This window comes from Amycolatopsis sp. NPDC058986, assembly GCF_042741125.1.
In the GTDB taxonomy this organism is placed as follows: Bacteria; Actinomycetota; Actinomycetes; order Mycobacteriales; family Pseudonocardiaceae; genus Amycolatopsis.
This window is the reverse complement of the sequence record NZ_JBHYJW010000001.1, coordinates 46,085-60,860: the sequence shown is the minus strand read 5'-3', so window position 1 is coordinate 60,860 and position 14,776 is coordinate 46,085. Positions and strand designations below refer to the sequence as shown.

The following is a 14,776-nucleotide window of genomic DNA, read 5'->3' as shown; positions in this document are numbered from 1 at the left end:
GGCCGGCTTGTCAGTGGAACTGGGCGAAGTACTCGTACTGGGTGGGCAGCGTGCGCTCGAGCTCAGCGGCCTGCTCGGCGACGAGCTTGAACTCGTGCCGCGCCGACGACGAGTCCAGCAACGCAAGCGCGGGCGAGGACTTGAGGTCGATCCCGCCGAGCCCCAGCAGCATGCAGACGTACGAGTACGACTCGAAGCCGTGGTAGTGCGGGTAGACCGTCTCGGCGTCGGGGAGGCGGGTGCGCCAGCGCTCGATGCGCTCGGCCAGACCGTCCGGCAGTGGCCGCTTCTTGGCGTCCTGCCAGTACTGGTTGTCCTGGCGCTTGGCCGCGTAGTAGTGCAAGACGAGGAACTCCCGCACGCCGTCCATGCACCGGTTGATCAACTGGTTGTACGAATCACGCAGTCCGTCGTTCCAGTCGGTGTCCGGGAAGTGCTTCACCAGCTGCTCGATGGCGTTCTGGATGAAGAAGATGCCGGTGGACTCCAGCGGCTCGACGAAGCCACTGGACAGCCCGACCGCCACGCAGTTGTGCACCCAGTGCCGACGGCTGCGGCCGATCCGCATCTTGATGTGGTTGGCCGGCAGGTCGTCGGCGGCCGGGCCGACGAACTCCCGCAACCGCTGCTCGGCCCGCTCGGGCGTGCTGTAGTCGCTGGCGTAGACATAGCCGGTACCGACGCGATCGAACAGCGGGATCGTCCAGATCCAGCCCGCCTCCTGCGCGGTAGCGGTGGTGCACGGCCGCAGCCCCTTGTGCTCCATGTCGAGCGGCACCCGCAGGGCAACGGCGCTGTCGTTGGGCAGCGTGTCCTGATAGGACACGAACGGCTCCTCCAGCGTCTTGCCCAGCAAGATACTGCCGAAGCCGGTGCAGTCGATGAACAGGTCACCGGTGAGGTCGCCGCTCTGCTTGGTGGTGACGTGGCTTATCCAGCCGCGCTCGTCCTGCGCCACGTCCACCACGTCGTCAACGATGTGCCGCGCGCCGCGCGCCACCGCGTAGTCGCGCAGGTAGTTCGCTAGCAGCGTCGCGTCGAAATGATAGGCGTAGGGGAACTGCGTCGTCTGCTCTGACAACGTGGTCCGGCAGGTGGACCGCTCCCCGGGGAGGTCACCCTCGAACAGGACCCCGTCCATGCGGCGCGGGGACTTGAGGTTGTCGCACAGCGTGCCGACGAGGAAGCAGTCCTTGTCGAAACGGTCCGAGGACGGCGCGCTCAGCCACCAGTCGGGCAGGGTGAACCCGTCGACGACCCGCTGCCGCTCGAAGAGGTGGTAGAAGTGGCGGCCCGGCTCACGCCAGTTCTCGAACCGGATCGCGAGCTTGTAGGTGGCATTGCACGCGGGCATCCAGTCCTTCTCCTTCAGTCCGAGATAGGTGAAGAAGTGGCGCACCGTGCTGAACGTGGCCTCGCCGACGCCGATCGTGCCGACGCGGTCCGATTCCACCAGGGTCACCGAGATCCGGCCGCCGAACGCCGCCGTCAGGTACGACGCGGTCATCCATCCCGAGGTGCCGCCGCCGACGACCACAACATTTCTCAACATCAAGATCCTCCATTGACTGGTGCTAGGGAGCCGGTCATGCCGTGACGGCTTCGATCAGGCATTGCGGCGAACGGGTCGGTGTCACGCCGGTCCGTCGCAAGCCGGCCGCGGTGAACAAGGCGTCGTAGTGGTCAAGGTCCCGTTCCCTGCCGGACACGACCGCGAGCATGTTCAGGTCCAGCAGCGGGGCGAAGCCGGGTTCGCCGATCGGGCCCAGCGGCATCTCCACCACCACGACGCGGCCGCCGGGGTTGAGCGCGGCCCGGCAGTTGGACAGGATGCGCACGCAGGCGTCGTCGTCCCAGTTGTGCAACACGGCCTTGAGCAGGAACAGGTCTGCGGCCGGGATCGGGTCGAAGAACGAGCCGCCGACCACCGTGACCCGGTCGTCCAGCCCGGCCTTCTCTGCCTCGGCGGTCGCCGTGGCCTCGACGACGGGCAGGTCGAGTACCACGCCCCGCATCTCGGCGTTGGACCGAAGCAGCGCGTGCAGCAGCGCGCCGTTGGCACCGCCCACGTCCACCGTGACGCCGACGCCGGTGGTGTCCAGCAGCTTGGCGATCTCCTCCGACAGCCCGGCGGTGAGTTCGGTCATGGAGTTGATGAACCGGCTGCCCTCGGTCGGGTTGCCGGCGTAGTGGTCCCAGATGCCCATGCCCAGCGCGGCCTTGGTCTGCGGCTCGCCCGCCCGCACCGCGTCCGGGAACTGGCCCCAGGACAGCCAGTGCCCCGGCGAGCCGTGCACGATCGCGATGTCCCGGAAGGAATGCGGCACGCCTTCGCGCAGCAGCGCCATCAGCGGGGTGCTCGCGAATGTGCCGTCGGGCCGTCCGGCGGCCAGTTCCAGCGTGACGCACGCACGCAGCAGGCGCGCTGTCGCGTCCTGGTCGCAGCCGGTCAGCTCCGCGAGCTCCGCCGCCGTCCGGGAGCCGTCCGCTAGGTGGTCGGCGATCCGCAGCGCGGCGACGGCATGCACGATCTGGGTCACCCAGTAAGCCATGATCATCGACATCATCCGCGCCTCGGGCGGCGGTCCCTGCGGGGTCATCCTGGGATCCCTTCGATCTGCGCTGCTTCCGGGGTGCGCACGTGCTCGGGACGGAAACCGAGCCCGATGATTCGGCTCATCAACCATCGCGCCGGGGCGAGCTTCTCGAACAACTTGGGTGCCGGAGGCTGGCCCGAACCGTCGAGGGCGTCGTCGATGCCGAAGCGCTGGGTCGCCCGCTGCAGTCCCTGGGACAGCGCGGTGGCCAGCCGCCGCCGCTGGATCGCAGCGAGCCGTGAGTCGTCGAACGCGGCGCCGGTCCGCTGCGTGTGCAGCAACGGCGCGACGAGCGCGTTGGCCGCGGCGACCGCGTCCTGCACCGCGAGGTTCACGCCGAAACCCGCGACCGGTGACATCGCGTGCGCCGCGTCGCCGATGAACAGCAGACCGGGCCGGTCCCAGCGTTCCAGCCGGTCGATGCGGGCCTCCAGCAGGCTGAGGTCGTCGAACGACGACACCTCGTAAACGCGGTCGGCGAGGAACGGCACCAGCGCGGCGAGATCGGCCCGGAACGCGTCGATCCCGGCGCGGCGCACCTTGTCCAGGCCGCCCTTGGTGGTCTCGTACGACATCTGCCAATAGGTCCGGCGGTCGGTGGCGCCGAAGATCTTGCCGTTGCCGATGCGCACACAGATGCCCTCGTCCGGATCGGTGTCCCGGCGCGAGATCCGGAAGAAGATCACGTCGAGCGAGCAGCCGATCAGCCGGGGCGTCACGCCGACGGCGCGGCGGATCGCCGAGTGCCGACCGTCCGCAGCGAACACCAGCGTGGACCGGATGTCGAACTCGCCCTGCGGCCCGCGCGCCCGGACGCCGACCACGCGGGCGTTCTCCCGCACCACGTCCAGCGCTTCGGTGCGCATCATCAGCCGGAAGGCGGGATACCGGGCGGCCTCGGCGGTGACCAGATCGAGGAAGTCCCACTGCGGCACAAAGGCCATGTACGGGTAGCGCACCCGCAGCCGGCGGAAGTCGGCGATGTTGATGCGTTTGCCGTCTTGCACCACGCCGATCGTCGTGACCTTCTGGTGCGGCAGCTCGTGGAACTTGTCCACTAGGCCGAGCTCGTCCAGGATCTGCAGCGTCGCCGGATGCACTGTGTCGCCACGGAAGTCGCGGTGGAAGTCGGCGTGCTTCTCCAGCACCACGACGTCCACACCGGACCGGGCCAGCAGCAGCCCGAGCATCGCACCGGCCGGGCCGCCGCCGACGACGCACACCGTGGTGGACGCAGCCGGGGTGTGTTCGACTCTGGTCATCACAGGTCCTTCAGGTCCATCGCGCGCAGCTGCTCGCCGATGAACGCGAGCAGGTCTGCGACGGTCGGGGTGAGGCGGGTGCACTTGCGGGCCAGCGCGGCGATCTCATCGAACTCGCGCGCCATCCACTCCACGGCGACGTCCGGACGGGGGATGTAGACGGGCTCCTCGTCGAGCTCGAAGGACGGACCAGCGGTGCGGCCGGGACGGCCCGACGGCAGCGTGACGATCAGCTCGCCCAGCGGCCTCAGCACGCCGGTCATGATGTCCAGCGCCCAGTTCATCAGCCGCGAACGGCGCAGGCTCTTGTCCAGGCTGTATCCGAAGTGCTGCACCATCAGCTGCATCGACATGAAGTACGAGCGGTTGAACACCGTCATCGCCAGCCGGGCCGGCTCGTACGTGACCAGGTCCATCGCTGGGTTGCCGGGCCGCAGCGTGGGGTTGCGCATCACCGGATAGGCCGGCTTCCACGGGATCCGGCGGTCGTTGGGGCCCTGGGCCCGCTCGTGGATCAGCAGCTCGGAGATGCGCAGGAAAGTGTCGAAGTGCGACTCCTCGGCCGGCAGCGTGGACGGGATGTGGCCGCCCTCGCCGTGCTCGGTGACGAAGTCGATGGCGAACACCGCGCTGGAGACGTCGTCGACCTCCAACTGATAGTCCGGGTGCACGGCGTTGACCGACTCGCGCATGAACAGATGGTGCGCGCCCCCGCCCCGGCCCTTCTTGACCAGGAACACGCCGGGCACCGCCTGCACGCCTTCGCGGATGGCCGCGTACAGCTCACTCAGCGACCCGTACTGGTACGGCTCACCGTCCGGCCGCAGTGCCGTCGAGTCGTTGCCCTCGACCTCCTCTATCAGCTCGTGCGGCTGCTCCAGAGCGACGAAACGCTGCACACTGGCCAGGTTGAGCGCTTCGAGCGAGAACTCCAGCGGCACGCAGACCTTGCCATTGATGTCGCCGAAGTTCAGCCGCGGCAGATGGAACGGCCGCCCCATGGCCATCAGGATGTTGTTGATGGCAAGGAAGTGCATCATCTCCTCGCGGGCAACACACATCAGGCTGCCGCGGATGCCGTTGCTCCACGACTGTGTGCCCTCGCCGCACGCGATCAGCAGTTGCTCCGGGGTCCATTCGCCGCGATCGACGTACTGCCGGCCCGCGCTGTGGAGGGGGACTGAGTACGCCGCATAGAGGTACTGGATCATCGTGGCTAGCTCGATCGCCGCCGCCTGGTACAGCGCGTGCAGCAGTTGCTCCTTGGTGGAGATCACGCCGAGCTTGCGGTGCTGCTGCACCATCGTGGGCGGGGTCTGCCGCCGCGCCTCGTCGGCCAGCAGGTAGCGCAGCATCATCCGGATCTGCGGCGCGCTCATGTCGCGGGTCGGCGGCATGTAAAACGTCTTCGACTTGTGCTGGGGATCGGAGACGTGCCAGATCAGCCGGGCGTACGGCTCGACCTTGAACTCATCGGCCAGGCTGAACACTTCGGCGCGCATGAACGAGTACTGCAGCTCGTAGTACGCCAGCGCCTCGCGGTAGAGAGTGTGGAAGGTGATCTCGCTGTCCGGCAGGTCGTCGAGGTGCCAGTGGTTGGGCAGCACCCGGACCGCCACGCTGCCGACCGCCGACCAGTAACCCTGCTCGTCGTCGTTGTCGTAACGCTGGGCGGCGTTCTCCCCGCACGGCAGCTCCTGGCCGTCGGGCAGCAACAGGATCTTGGCGGCGCCGCCCCGGATTCCTTTGATCGCGATCGCGCCCTGCCCGTGCTCGTCGGTCGACGCCACGCACTCGGGCTGGTAGTCCTGTTGCCCGGCAAGCAGAAACGCCGCGATCCGCACGTCCTCGTGGTCGCTTTCGAGCGGCCGGCCGCGGGGGTTGACGTACTGCCGGACGAGAATACGGTCCACACGGGCCGGCTCACCACGCACGTACGAGCGGATGGGGATCTCGACCGCGTGGTCCTCCCCCGTCTTCGGGTTCTCGTGTTCAAGGAACAGAGCCGCCTCGTCGGATTCGACGACCGTCTCCTCCTCACGGGCCAACACCGTGCCGTCGGACGTGGTGATCACCAGGGCTTCGCCGGGATTGCCGACGCCGCCGTCGAACCGGGGCACCACCAGCACGCCCGAGCTGAGCCGGTACGCCTCGCCGAGGTAGGCCTCGCGGGAAATGGTCGCGAGCACCGTACCCGAGCTGGTCCGCACGTCGAGATCGCCCAGGTCGGCGAACGGCCCGACCCGGTGCGTCGGGCCGGGACCACGAGTGTCGGCCCGGTTGGTCACCGGGATCGCGCTCACCAGATTCGCGGTGACGATGGCGTCGTCGACCTGAATGGACAGGTTGTGCAGCGCCGAATCCCCGGCGACGCGTGGGGTGAGCAGCCGGCCCGACGGGTAGGTGCGCAGTTCCGTCGCGTGCCACGCGGCGATTGTGCCGCGCAGGTCCCAGAAGTCCGGCTCGCCGTTGGCGGTGGGCGTGGCCATGTTGGTCATCGCGAACTGCACCACCAGTCCATCGGCCGCGCCAGACTCGACCAGTTCGCGCAGCCGCACCAGCGTGGGCGAGTCCACCGCGCCGGCCAGCCAGTTCAGGCCGTCCGTACGGTCCACGACGAACTGGTGCACCACCGACCGCCGGAACCGGGGATCGAGGCTGTCGTCCCGGACGTAGGCAGTGTTCTGCCAGCGCGGCGGGCACATCCCCGACACGTCGCCGGTGACCAGGTAGCCGACCTCGTGCGAACGGCCGAGCCGGCCGAGCGCGAGCTGGCCCACCATGACCGTGGTCGTCCAGTTCGAGGCCGGGTCCACGTCAAAGACGCGCGATCGGTTCGCAGTGCCGGCGGTGTATTCGCAGTAGTGGCCCCATAGATCGAGCTGCCGCCCCACCAACAGGTCCGCGACGCCGACCACGCCCGGCGACAGCTCGCAGCCGACCACCTGCGCGTCGATCCAGAAGTGGCCGTTGCCCTCGAAGTTGGTTCCCTTGGCCGCCAAGAGCTCGTGGTACTCGCTGACTGGGCGGTCAGTGTCGAACACCCCATCGTCGGTCACCGCCTGGTTGGTCTCCAAGTCGAGCAGCCCCGCGCGCGGACCGGTCGGCAACCTGGTGACGGCGACCCCGGCGAAGTGCACCCGCGGCAGGTCAAAGACGCTCACGCAGCGTCCCAGACGGCCGCGCTCATGGTGGGGATGACGTCCTTGGTGATCCGCACACCCGGCAGCGACTTCTCGTACTGGAGCGCGAACTCGGTCTCGGTGAGCGGGGCCGCCTGCGCGCTCATCTCCAGCCAGCGCGGGTGCAGCATCATCCGGATCGAGTCCACGGCCGACTCCACATCGCCGGAGACGTCGTAGATGATCTTCCCGGTCTCGAACGCGTACGCGCTCTGCTCGCGCGGCTCGGCCCCGCCGTCCGACTGCGTCACGTCGATGATCACCAGCCGGCCGCCGGGCGCCACCAGGTTGCGCAGTCTCGGCAGCACGACGTCGGCAGATCCCATGTGGAACACCGCGTTCACCGACATCACCAAGTCGAACACGCCGTCGCGGTCGGGCGTGAGATCGATGGCGCTGCAGCACTTGTAGCGTACCGGCACCCGGGACGGCTTGGTCTTGGCGATGTCCAGCATCTTCTGCGAAATGTCCACGCCCACGACCTCGTCATAGCGGTCGGCAAGCAGGCGGCAGTTGTTCCCGCCGCCGCAGCCGACGTCGATCGCGCGCACCCCGGTCCGCAGCTGCTCGGTGAGCCACGACCGCACCGGACTCGTCGCGGCGTCCCGGACTTGGGTGAACCGCTCGTAGAGCTCGGCGAGGTCGTCGAAATACGGTTCCGTTGCGCTCATGGCACTCCCGGCTTCGTAGCGATCGGTGCGTGGTCAACTGTCACGATCGATGCCGCCCGCACCTGCCCAAAAGGGCCACAGTGCAGAACCTGCGCGCTCACGTGGGGAGATCTGCTCATCACACACCACGCCGGGTGATGTGGCGCGTGCCGGTCGCTCGCGATACTCGCTCACACAGAATCGGCGATGCGAATGGGGAAGTCCGATGCGCGACGAATACGACTGCGACGTACTCGTGGTGGGTGCGGGCCCGACTGGGCTGTGCACCGCGCTCATGCTGGTGCAGCACGGCGTGCGCGTCCGGATCGTGGACCGCAAGCCGGGTCCGGTCGAGCAAGCCCGCGCGGCCATCGTGCACGCGCGGACGCTGGAGTTCCTGGACCGTCTCGGCGTCGCGGAAGCGGCGGTGGCCCAGGGGCTGCCCATCACCGACGTGGCGATCCACGAGAGCGGCCGGCACGCTGGCGACATGCCTCTGGCCGGCGAGGGCGTCGCGGCCCAGACCCGCTTCCCCTACGCACTCGCCCTGGAACAGTTCGAGACTGAACGACTGCTGGTCGAAGCGTTGGGGGAACACGAAGTCGCCGTCGCCTGGGACTCGGAAGTGCAGGATCTGATCGACACTGGCGACGGCGTGCGGGTCCGGATCGAGTCTGAGGACGGCCCGGCCACGGTCACCGCGCGCTGGCTGGTCGGCGCCGACGGCGCGAGCAGCACAATCCGCCGGTTCCTCGGCCAGGAATTCGACGGCAAGACCTACGAACAGGCCGGCATGCTCGCCGACGTCACGCTGGACGTCGACCTGGGGGTGAAGGGCATGCGCCTCAACCTGACTCGCGGCGGCTTCGTCGGCATCCTCCCGCTGGCGAGCGGCCGCTGCCGACTCTTCGGCGTCGTGCCGCCCGCGCTGCACCAGGCGCCCGCGCAGCCCGGCGGCCCGTCACACGAGTCATACGCCCCCCTGGAGAGCGCCGACCTACAGCGCTGGTTTGACGACTACTTCAAAGTGGACGCACGCCTGCGCGAGGTGGTCTGGGCATCGATGTTCCGCTTCCACAGCCGTCTCGCGTCCCGATTCCGTGTCGGCAACGCGTTTCTGGTCGGCGACGCCGCGCACATCCACAATCCAGCTGGCGGCCAGGGACTCAACCTGGGGATCGGCGACGCGGTCAATCTCGCCTGGAAGCTCGCGCAGGTGGTCAACGGCGAAGCGCCGATGTGGCTGCTGGACACCTACGAATCCGAGCGCCGGCCGATCGCGGAGAGTGTCCTGAAACGCACCGACCTGGGTTTCAAGCTGGAGACCGCCAACAATCCCATGGCCAGCTGGATGCGCGCCCACGTGGCCACGCGCGTCGTCGGTGTGGTCAGCAGGCTTCCCCCGGTGCGCAGGCTGTTCTTTCACATGTTCTCGCAGTTGTGGATCACCTACCGCGGCAGCCGTGCGGTCGGTTCCGCCGCGGGCGCATTAAAGCCTGGCGACCGCGCGCCGTACGCGCCAATCAAGCCGACCCGTGACGGCGCGCGCAGCATCCTGGACCTGACGTACGGCGCGGGCTACCACGTGCTGGTGTTCTCCGCCGACAACATGGACACCGACGAACTCGGGTCCCAGCTCGCTGCCCGCTACAGCGCGTCCGTTACCACACACGTAATACCGGCCAGTGAGCACGCGGCTTACCAAGCCTATCAAGCGGACGGCGCACGCCTGGTGCTGGTGCGACCAGACGGGCACATCGCCGCGCTCGCCGCCCCCTGCGTCGGTGGAGCCGCTCATTACGCACTTGGACACCGTGCTTACCCAACCCGGTGGCCCGAGCTACCGATAGTTTACGGCGGTTTCAGCGGAACCCCGGAGCTCAGGGGGTATCTATTAATCCCGTGCAGCGTGGCAGTGCCCACGCATCCGCCGTCACGCCGACCATCCCAGCGGCGGCCAGGCAGGCAGCCACGCCGGCGGAGCGAGCAGGACGCCCTCTCCGCCTTGCCCATAGGTGCACTGCGCTGTCGTGCTTGGCCACCAGCGCGGCGGCGACCCGCGCCCGCCTTCAAACAGGCTTCCACAATAAGAACGAGACGACAGCATGTGCCGGTTTAGGACGACCCGTAGAGCCCCATCGCGTAAACGTGATCATTGCATTTCCGAGAAACGTCGAAATTCCACCGGAGATGAAACGCCCAAAATTGTTCGAATAGTTCGCCTCCGAGCAGATGACACTGCCGTTGCGCTGATTAAAAGTCCTGTATTACGAAATTCCGCGAACTTGTCGTGTACCTTCGAGCCGACGACGAATCTGGAGGAAGCGCTCACCCGTTCTGGGCGGCGCTCGAACCAGCCGAGCTGCCGCGCCTTGGCGAGCCGTCCTACGGCACGCACATGCGCGAACGCGGAGGAGGTCGAGCTTGGTGCGGCCGTACATCTGTCGTTTGATGGCCTTAAAAGCCGGTGGGCGTTGCCTTCGACCTTGACGGAGCCGTAGGGTACGTGTCGGGAGGTTCGTGAAGACACCTCCTTCACGGCCCGGCGGGCCCGGGTCAGTCTCCCGGGCTGCAGTGTTCGATCACGCCGACCGGGATGAGACTCGCGCGATCGATGTCGTCGGCGGTCACCACCAGCAGGCGCTCCTTTTACTCATGGATGATCGTTCCCTCGACAAGAACGATCATCCCAGGTCAAACGTCCTTCTCGCCAAGGGTGCTCCCGCGCCGCGCGCGGTGAGGGACAGTATGCAACGTCACGCCCAGATCCACGACGTACACGCCACCATCCGGTCAGGTGGGGAATTACATGACCGCCGACACCTTGATACCAGCACCTTTATCGCGCAAGGTATGCACGGCGGCGTGTCGTTCCGGGGGTGCGTATCGCCTACCGGTCCATCCGTCGCCAGCATCGACCTCGAAGGGGGTCTTTACCTCCCTTGCTGCGCTGTTGGTGGGGCGCCAGTTCTCGGTTTCAGCCGCGGTCTCTCCCACTCCGGCGCTAGGCGTGAAGTACACCTCTCCACTTCGCTTTGCGCATGTGTATTGCGCCGGCGGGGCACGCTGCCGTGTTTCCGATACGCCAGGAGGCGGGATGATACCGGCAGGGTTCGCCTGGATGAGGTCCGGGCGAGCGTGGGGTCAGCAGGCAGTGAGTGCGGCGTCCAGTCGTCGGGTGAGTTCGTCGATGTCGTCTTCGGTGCTGGTCAGTGGGGGTGCGATCAGGACAGATTCTGTAGTGGTGTTGATTCCGGCGGGACAGAGAATCAGCCCTGCGTTCCGGGCGGCGATGGTGAGCTGCCGGGCGCTGGTGGAGGGGCGGTGCGGAGCGTAGGTGAGACCGAGGCCGAGCATCAGTCCGCGTCCGCGGACGTCCGTGATGCATGGGTGGCGTGTGCGGAGCACGTCCAGTTGGGCACGCAGGCGGACGCCGAGTTCTCCGGCACGACGCGGAAGGTCGTGGGCGATGGTGTAGTCGAGCACGGCGAGGCTGGTCGCGGCGGCCAAGGGGTTGCCCGACATGGTGTGCCCGTGGATCACGGAGCCGATGTCGCCCTCGAAGGCCTGCGCGACAGTGCGGTTGATGAGGGTTGCGGCGAGGCTGGTGTAGCCCCCGGTCAGGCCTTTGCTGGTCGTGAGCAGGTCGGGGGTGACTCCAGCGGTGTCGATCGCCCACCAGGATCCGGTGCGGCCGAGGCCGCTCATCACTTCGTCGGCGATGAGCAGAAATCCGTGCTCGTCGGCCAGGGAGCGCAGACCGCGCACGGTTTCGAGTGACATCGGCGCGGCGCCCGAGGACGCACCTCCAAGGGGCTCGATCAGGACGGCCGCAATGTTCTGCGGTCCGCGAGCACGGATGGCTCGTATCCACTCGCCCAGCCCCGCGCGGAGCTGTCCTGCGCGGGGCGTGACACGCGGCGTGGCGACGTGGTTGTCGAGGAGTGGTGCGAAGGCCGCGGTTCGCCGTTGGGGATGGCCTGAGAGGGAGAGCGCTCCCGCGGTCATGCCGTGGTAGCTGGGTTTCTCGGTCAGCACGTGCCGTCGTCGGTGCTCGCCGTTGCGGTGGTGGTAGGCGAGGGTGACGCGGAGCGCGCATTCGTTGGCTTCGGAGCCGGAATTGGAGTATTCGATGTGGTCGAGGCCCACCGGTGCGATCGACACCAGAGTCTGGGTCAGCTGATCGAGGGCGCCGGAGATGAATTGGGATCGGTGCACGAAGCACACCCGGTCGAGTTGGTCGATGATCCGGGCGATGATGTCGGGATTGCGGTGTCCGAGATTGGTGTTGAGGACACCGGAGGACCCGTCGAGGTACTCCTTGCTGTTCTGGTCGTACAGGTACACGCCGTCGGCGTGGCTGATCGTCGGTCGATGCACGCGTCCTCCGTTCAATGGTGGCTGGCGGGCCGGGAGCAGCGGTCCCTGCCCACCAGGGTGAGAGACAGTGCGACGGCGGTGGCGCCCAGGCTTCCCGCCACGACCGCGAATGCGGCGCCGCCTACGGGGAGTAGTCCGAGCATGCTGGTCGCGGCGGCGGCACCGGCGTTCATCATCGCGTTGTTCCAGGACACCGCGGTAGCCCGCCGCGAGGGCACCACTGTGCTGAGGTAGGCCTGCTGGGTGCTGTAGAAGGCACCTCCGGCGACGAACCATCCGGTGAGGCCGGCGAGGCTGGCCACGAGACCTTCCGACACCAGCGCGGTCACGATCGAGGCGGTGAACAGCAGCCCCCAGGCCGCGGAGAGGCCGATCTCGTGCCGTCCTGCCAGGCGGGCCCGGTCGATCGCCGGGCCGGCGACGAGCGAGCCGATGAGCGAGCCGCATCCGACTATCAGCCCGGTCAGGCCGAGACCGTGCAGGGTAAAGCCGAAGCGTTGGGTGTAGAGGATTCCGGTGAAGGTGAAGGCGCCGAGTCGTGCGCCCTGTAGCGCCGCCGTCGCGGCAAGTGCGAGGCTGACCCGTGAGTCGCGCCAGAGCCGCCCCGCCGTGCGCCGGGCCGGGCGGGTCGGTGCGGGGCCGGTGTCATATCGGGTCACGCCGAGCAGGATGATGGCGAGTGCGAGGCCGATCGTGGTGAAGGTTGCGCGCCAGCTGAACATGGCGGCGATCATCGTGCCCGCCGGGATCCCGGCGACCTGCCCGAGCGCGTAACACGCGGCGCCGAAGGACACCGCCCTGCCGCGCTGGCGTGGATGCGCCGCCTCGGCCAGGTAGGCCCAGATCGCCGGTGCTGCGGCAGCACCGCCCAGCCCCGTCACCGCGCGGGCGGCGACGAGCCACGGCAGCGTGGACGCGGCCGCGCACAGGAGGTTCCCGGTGAGGAACACCGCGATACCCGCGAGGATGAAGGTCCTGCGGCGGGCCCGGTCGGCCCAGGCTCCCAGCAGGGGGCTGGCGAGGGCGTAGCTCAGTACATACGCGGTGACCAGATACGCTGCAGTGCTCGGTGCGGTGCGCAGCTCCGTGGCGATCGTGGGCAGTAACGGCGCTATGACGTACATTTCGCTGCCCATGAGGAAGAACACGGCGTAAAGCAGTACGAATCTGCCCCACGGGGTGCGCAGCGCGCTGGTGGAGGCGGTCATTGCGCCGCGAGGGTGCGGTGCATGCCCAGTTCGGTCCATTCGCGACTGATCGCCTGGGTGAGCCGGAGGACATCATCCGGTTCGTGTACCGGTGAGGGATTGATGCGCAGTCGCTCAGTGCCAGTGGGAACGCTGGGGTAGTTGATCGGCTGCAGGTACATCTGGTGCAGGTGCAGCAGCCGGTCGGCCAGTTGCTTGCACAGGTGCGCGTCGCCAACTAGCACGGGGACGATGTGGCTCTGCTCGGACATGACGGGGATGCCCGAGTAGTGCAGGAGCCGTTTGAGCATAGTGGCGCGGCGGTGCAGCAGGTGCCGCTCGGCATCGGACTCGCGCAGGTGCCGCACGCTGGTCAGCGCGGCGGCGGCCAGTGCGGGTGGCAACGCAATCGTGAAGATGAAGGACGGAGCGAAACAGCGGATCGCGTCCACGATCGGTGCGGGGCCGACAAGGTAGCCGCCTGCGGTGCCGTAGCCCTTGGCGAAGGTACCCATCAGCAACGTCACGTCCTCGGCACAGCCGCGTTCGGCCGTCAGGCCTGCACCACCTGGCCCGTACATGCCGACCGCGTGCGCTTCGTCGACATAGACCAGCGCGCCGTGGTTCTTGGCTACTGCGCACAGATCGACCACGGGGGCGAGATCGCCGCCCATCGAATAGATCGACTCGAACGCCACCACTTTCGGCCGTTCCGTGTCCAATGCGGACAGCAGCCGATCGAGATGCTCTACATCGTTGTGCCGGAAAACGCGGCGTTCAGCTCTGGTGGACCGCATGGCATGGATCATGGACGCATGATTGGCCTCGTCGGAGAGAAAGACACAGCCCGGCAATAGTTTTCCCAGTACACTCAGAGCGGCGTCATTGGCCGCGTAGCCGGTGACGAAGGTCAGACCGCGCTCCTTGCCGTGCAGTTCGGCGATTTCTCGCTCCAGGAGCACGTGGAAGTGATTGGTGCCAGCGATGTTCCGGGAACCACCAGCTGCCGCGCCCGAGCGATCCAACGATGTCCGCATCGCCGCGAGCACCTTCGGGTTCTGCCCCATGCCCAGATGGTCGTTGCTGCACCACACGGTAACCTCGCGGTCGCGGCCATCTGGATGGTGGTACAGCGCCCGCGGGAAACGTCCGGCGAGGCGCTCGATGTCGATGAACGTCCGGTACCGTCCCTCACGCTTGGTTGTTTCAATACGCTCAGTGAAAAACGCCGCATAGTCGAACATGAACGCGCCCTCCGCTAGTGTCCGGCCGGGAACACTCCGACGTCCCGCACCGCAACGATAAGGCGGCAATCCCGCAGTACTGTTCGCGCTCGTGAACAGTACTGTCGGGCCTGGTTTGCGCGGGGCGCGATTCCATTCGGCCTCGACCGAGGAATAGCTGAGCGGTGGCCGCCCGCCCGCGACGCAGAAGATCGGCGGGCAGTACGGTCGTTCCTTCCAGCTTCTCCGCACACGTCACGTGGATCGGTCAGGATGCCCTGCGACCCCTGATTGC

The 14,776-nt window shown here is 67.5% G+C and carries 9 protein-coding genes; 1 reads left to right on the top strand and 8 read right to left on the bottom strand.

Annotated elements, in window-relative coordinates:
- Positions 1-10 precede the first annotated feature (10 nt).
- The 5 genes from ACFW0G_RS00235 to ACFW0G_RS00215 are packed head-to-tail and all read right to left on the bottom strand — an operon-like array spanning position 11 to position 7,712.
- Positions 11-1,552, bottom strand: a complete 1,542-nt coding sequence (locus tag ACFW0G_RS00235; RefSeq protein WP_378322380.1) for a tryptophan halogenase family protein — start codon at positions 1,550-1,552, stop codon at positions 11-13.
- Positions 1,553-1,586: 34 nt separating this feature from the next.
- Positions 1,587-2,600 (bottom strand): methyltransferase, encoded by a 1,014-nt coding sequence (locus tag ACFW0G_RS00230; RefSeq protein ID WP_378322378.1) that lies wholly within the window; start codon positions 2,598-2,600, stop codon positions 1,587-1,589.
- On the bottom strand, positions 2,597-3,859 hold the full coding sequence (locus ACFW0G_RS00225; protein ID WP_378322377.1) for an FAD-dependent oxidoreductase: 1,263 nt from the start codon (positions 3,857-3,859) through the stop codon (positions 2,597-2,599). Before ACFW0G_RS00225 ends, ACFW0G_RS00230 begins: the two co-directional genes overlap by 4 nt.
- Complete coding sequence (locus tag ACFW0G_RS00220; RefSeq protein WP_378322376.1) at positions 3,859-7,023, bottom strand: ferritin-like domain-containing protein; 3,165 nt, start codon at positions 7,021-7,023, stop codon at positions 3,859-3,861. The genes ACFW0G_RS00225 and ACFW0G_RS00220 overlap by 1 nt, the downstream gene beginning before the upstream one ends.
- Entirely contained in the window at positions 7,020-7,712 is a 693-nt protein-coding gene (locus ACFW0G_RS00215) for a class I SAM-dependent methyltransferase (protein ID WP_378322375.1), read from the bottom strand. Before ACFW0G_RS00215 ends, ACFW0G_RS00220 begins: the two co-directional genes overlap by 4 nt.
- Before the next feature lie 205 nt (positions 7,713-7,917).
- On the opposite strand from ACFW0G_RS00215, the gene ACFW0G_RS00210 reads away from it, so the two are divergent.
- The gene (locus tag ACFW0G_RS00210) at positions 7,918-9,810 is read left to right on the top strand and encodes an FAD-dependent monooxygenase (RefSeq protein WP_378322373.1); all 1,893 of its coding nucleotides are present in this window, start codon (positions 7,918-7,920) and stop codon (positions 9,808-9,810) included.
- A 1,025-nt stretch (positions 9,811-10,835) separates the two neighbouring features.
- Here the strand turns inward: ACFW0G_RS00210 and ACFW0G_RS00205 are convergent.
- The 3 genes from ACFW0G_RS00205 to hemA are packed head-to-tail and all read right to left on the bottom strand — an operon-like array spanning position 10,836 to position 14,502.
- The gene (locus tag ACFW0G_RS00205) at positions 10,836-12,071 is read right to left on the bottom strand and encodes an aspartate aminotransferase family protein (RefSeq protein WP_378322371.1); all 1,236 of its coding nucleotides are present in this window, start codon (positions 12,069-12,071) and stop codon (positions 10,836-10,838) included.
- An 11-nt stretch (positions 12,072-12,082) separates the two neighbouring features.
- Positions 12,083-13,279: an MFS transporter gene (locus tag ACFW0G_RS00200; RefSeq protein ID WP_378322370.1), complete on the bottom strand. Its 1,197-nt coding sequence runs from the start codon at positions 13,277-13,279 to the stop codon at positions 12,083-12,085.
- A complete protein-coding gene (hemA, locus tag ACFW0G_RS00195; RefSeq protein WP_378322369.1) occupies positions 13,276-14,502 on the bottom strand; it encodes a 5-aminolevulinate synthase in 1,227 nt (408 codons plus the stop codon). Before hemA ends, ACFW0G_RS00200 begins: the two co-directional genes overlap by 4 nt.
- Positions 14,503-14,776 lie beyond the last annotated feature (274 nt).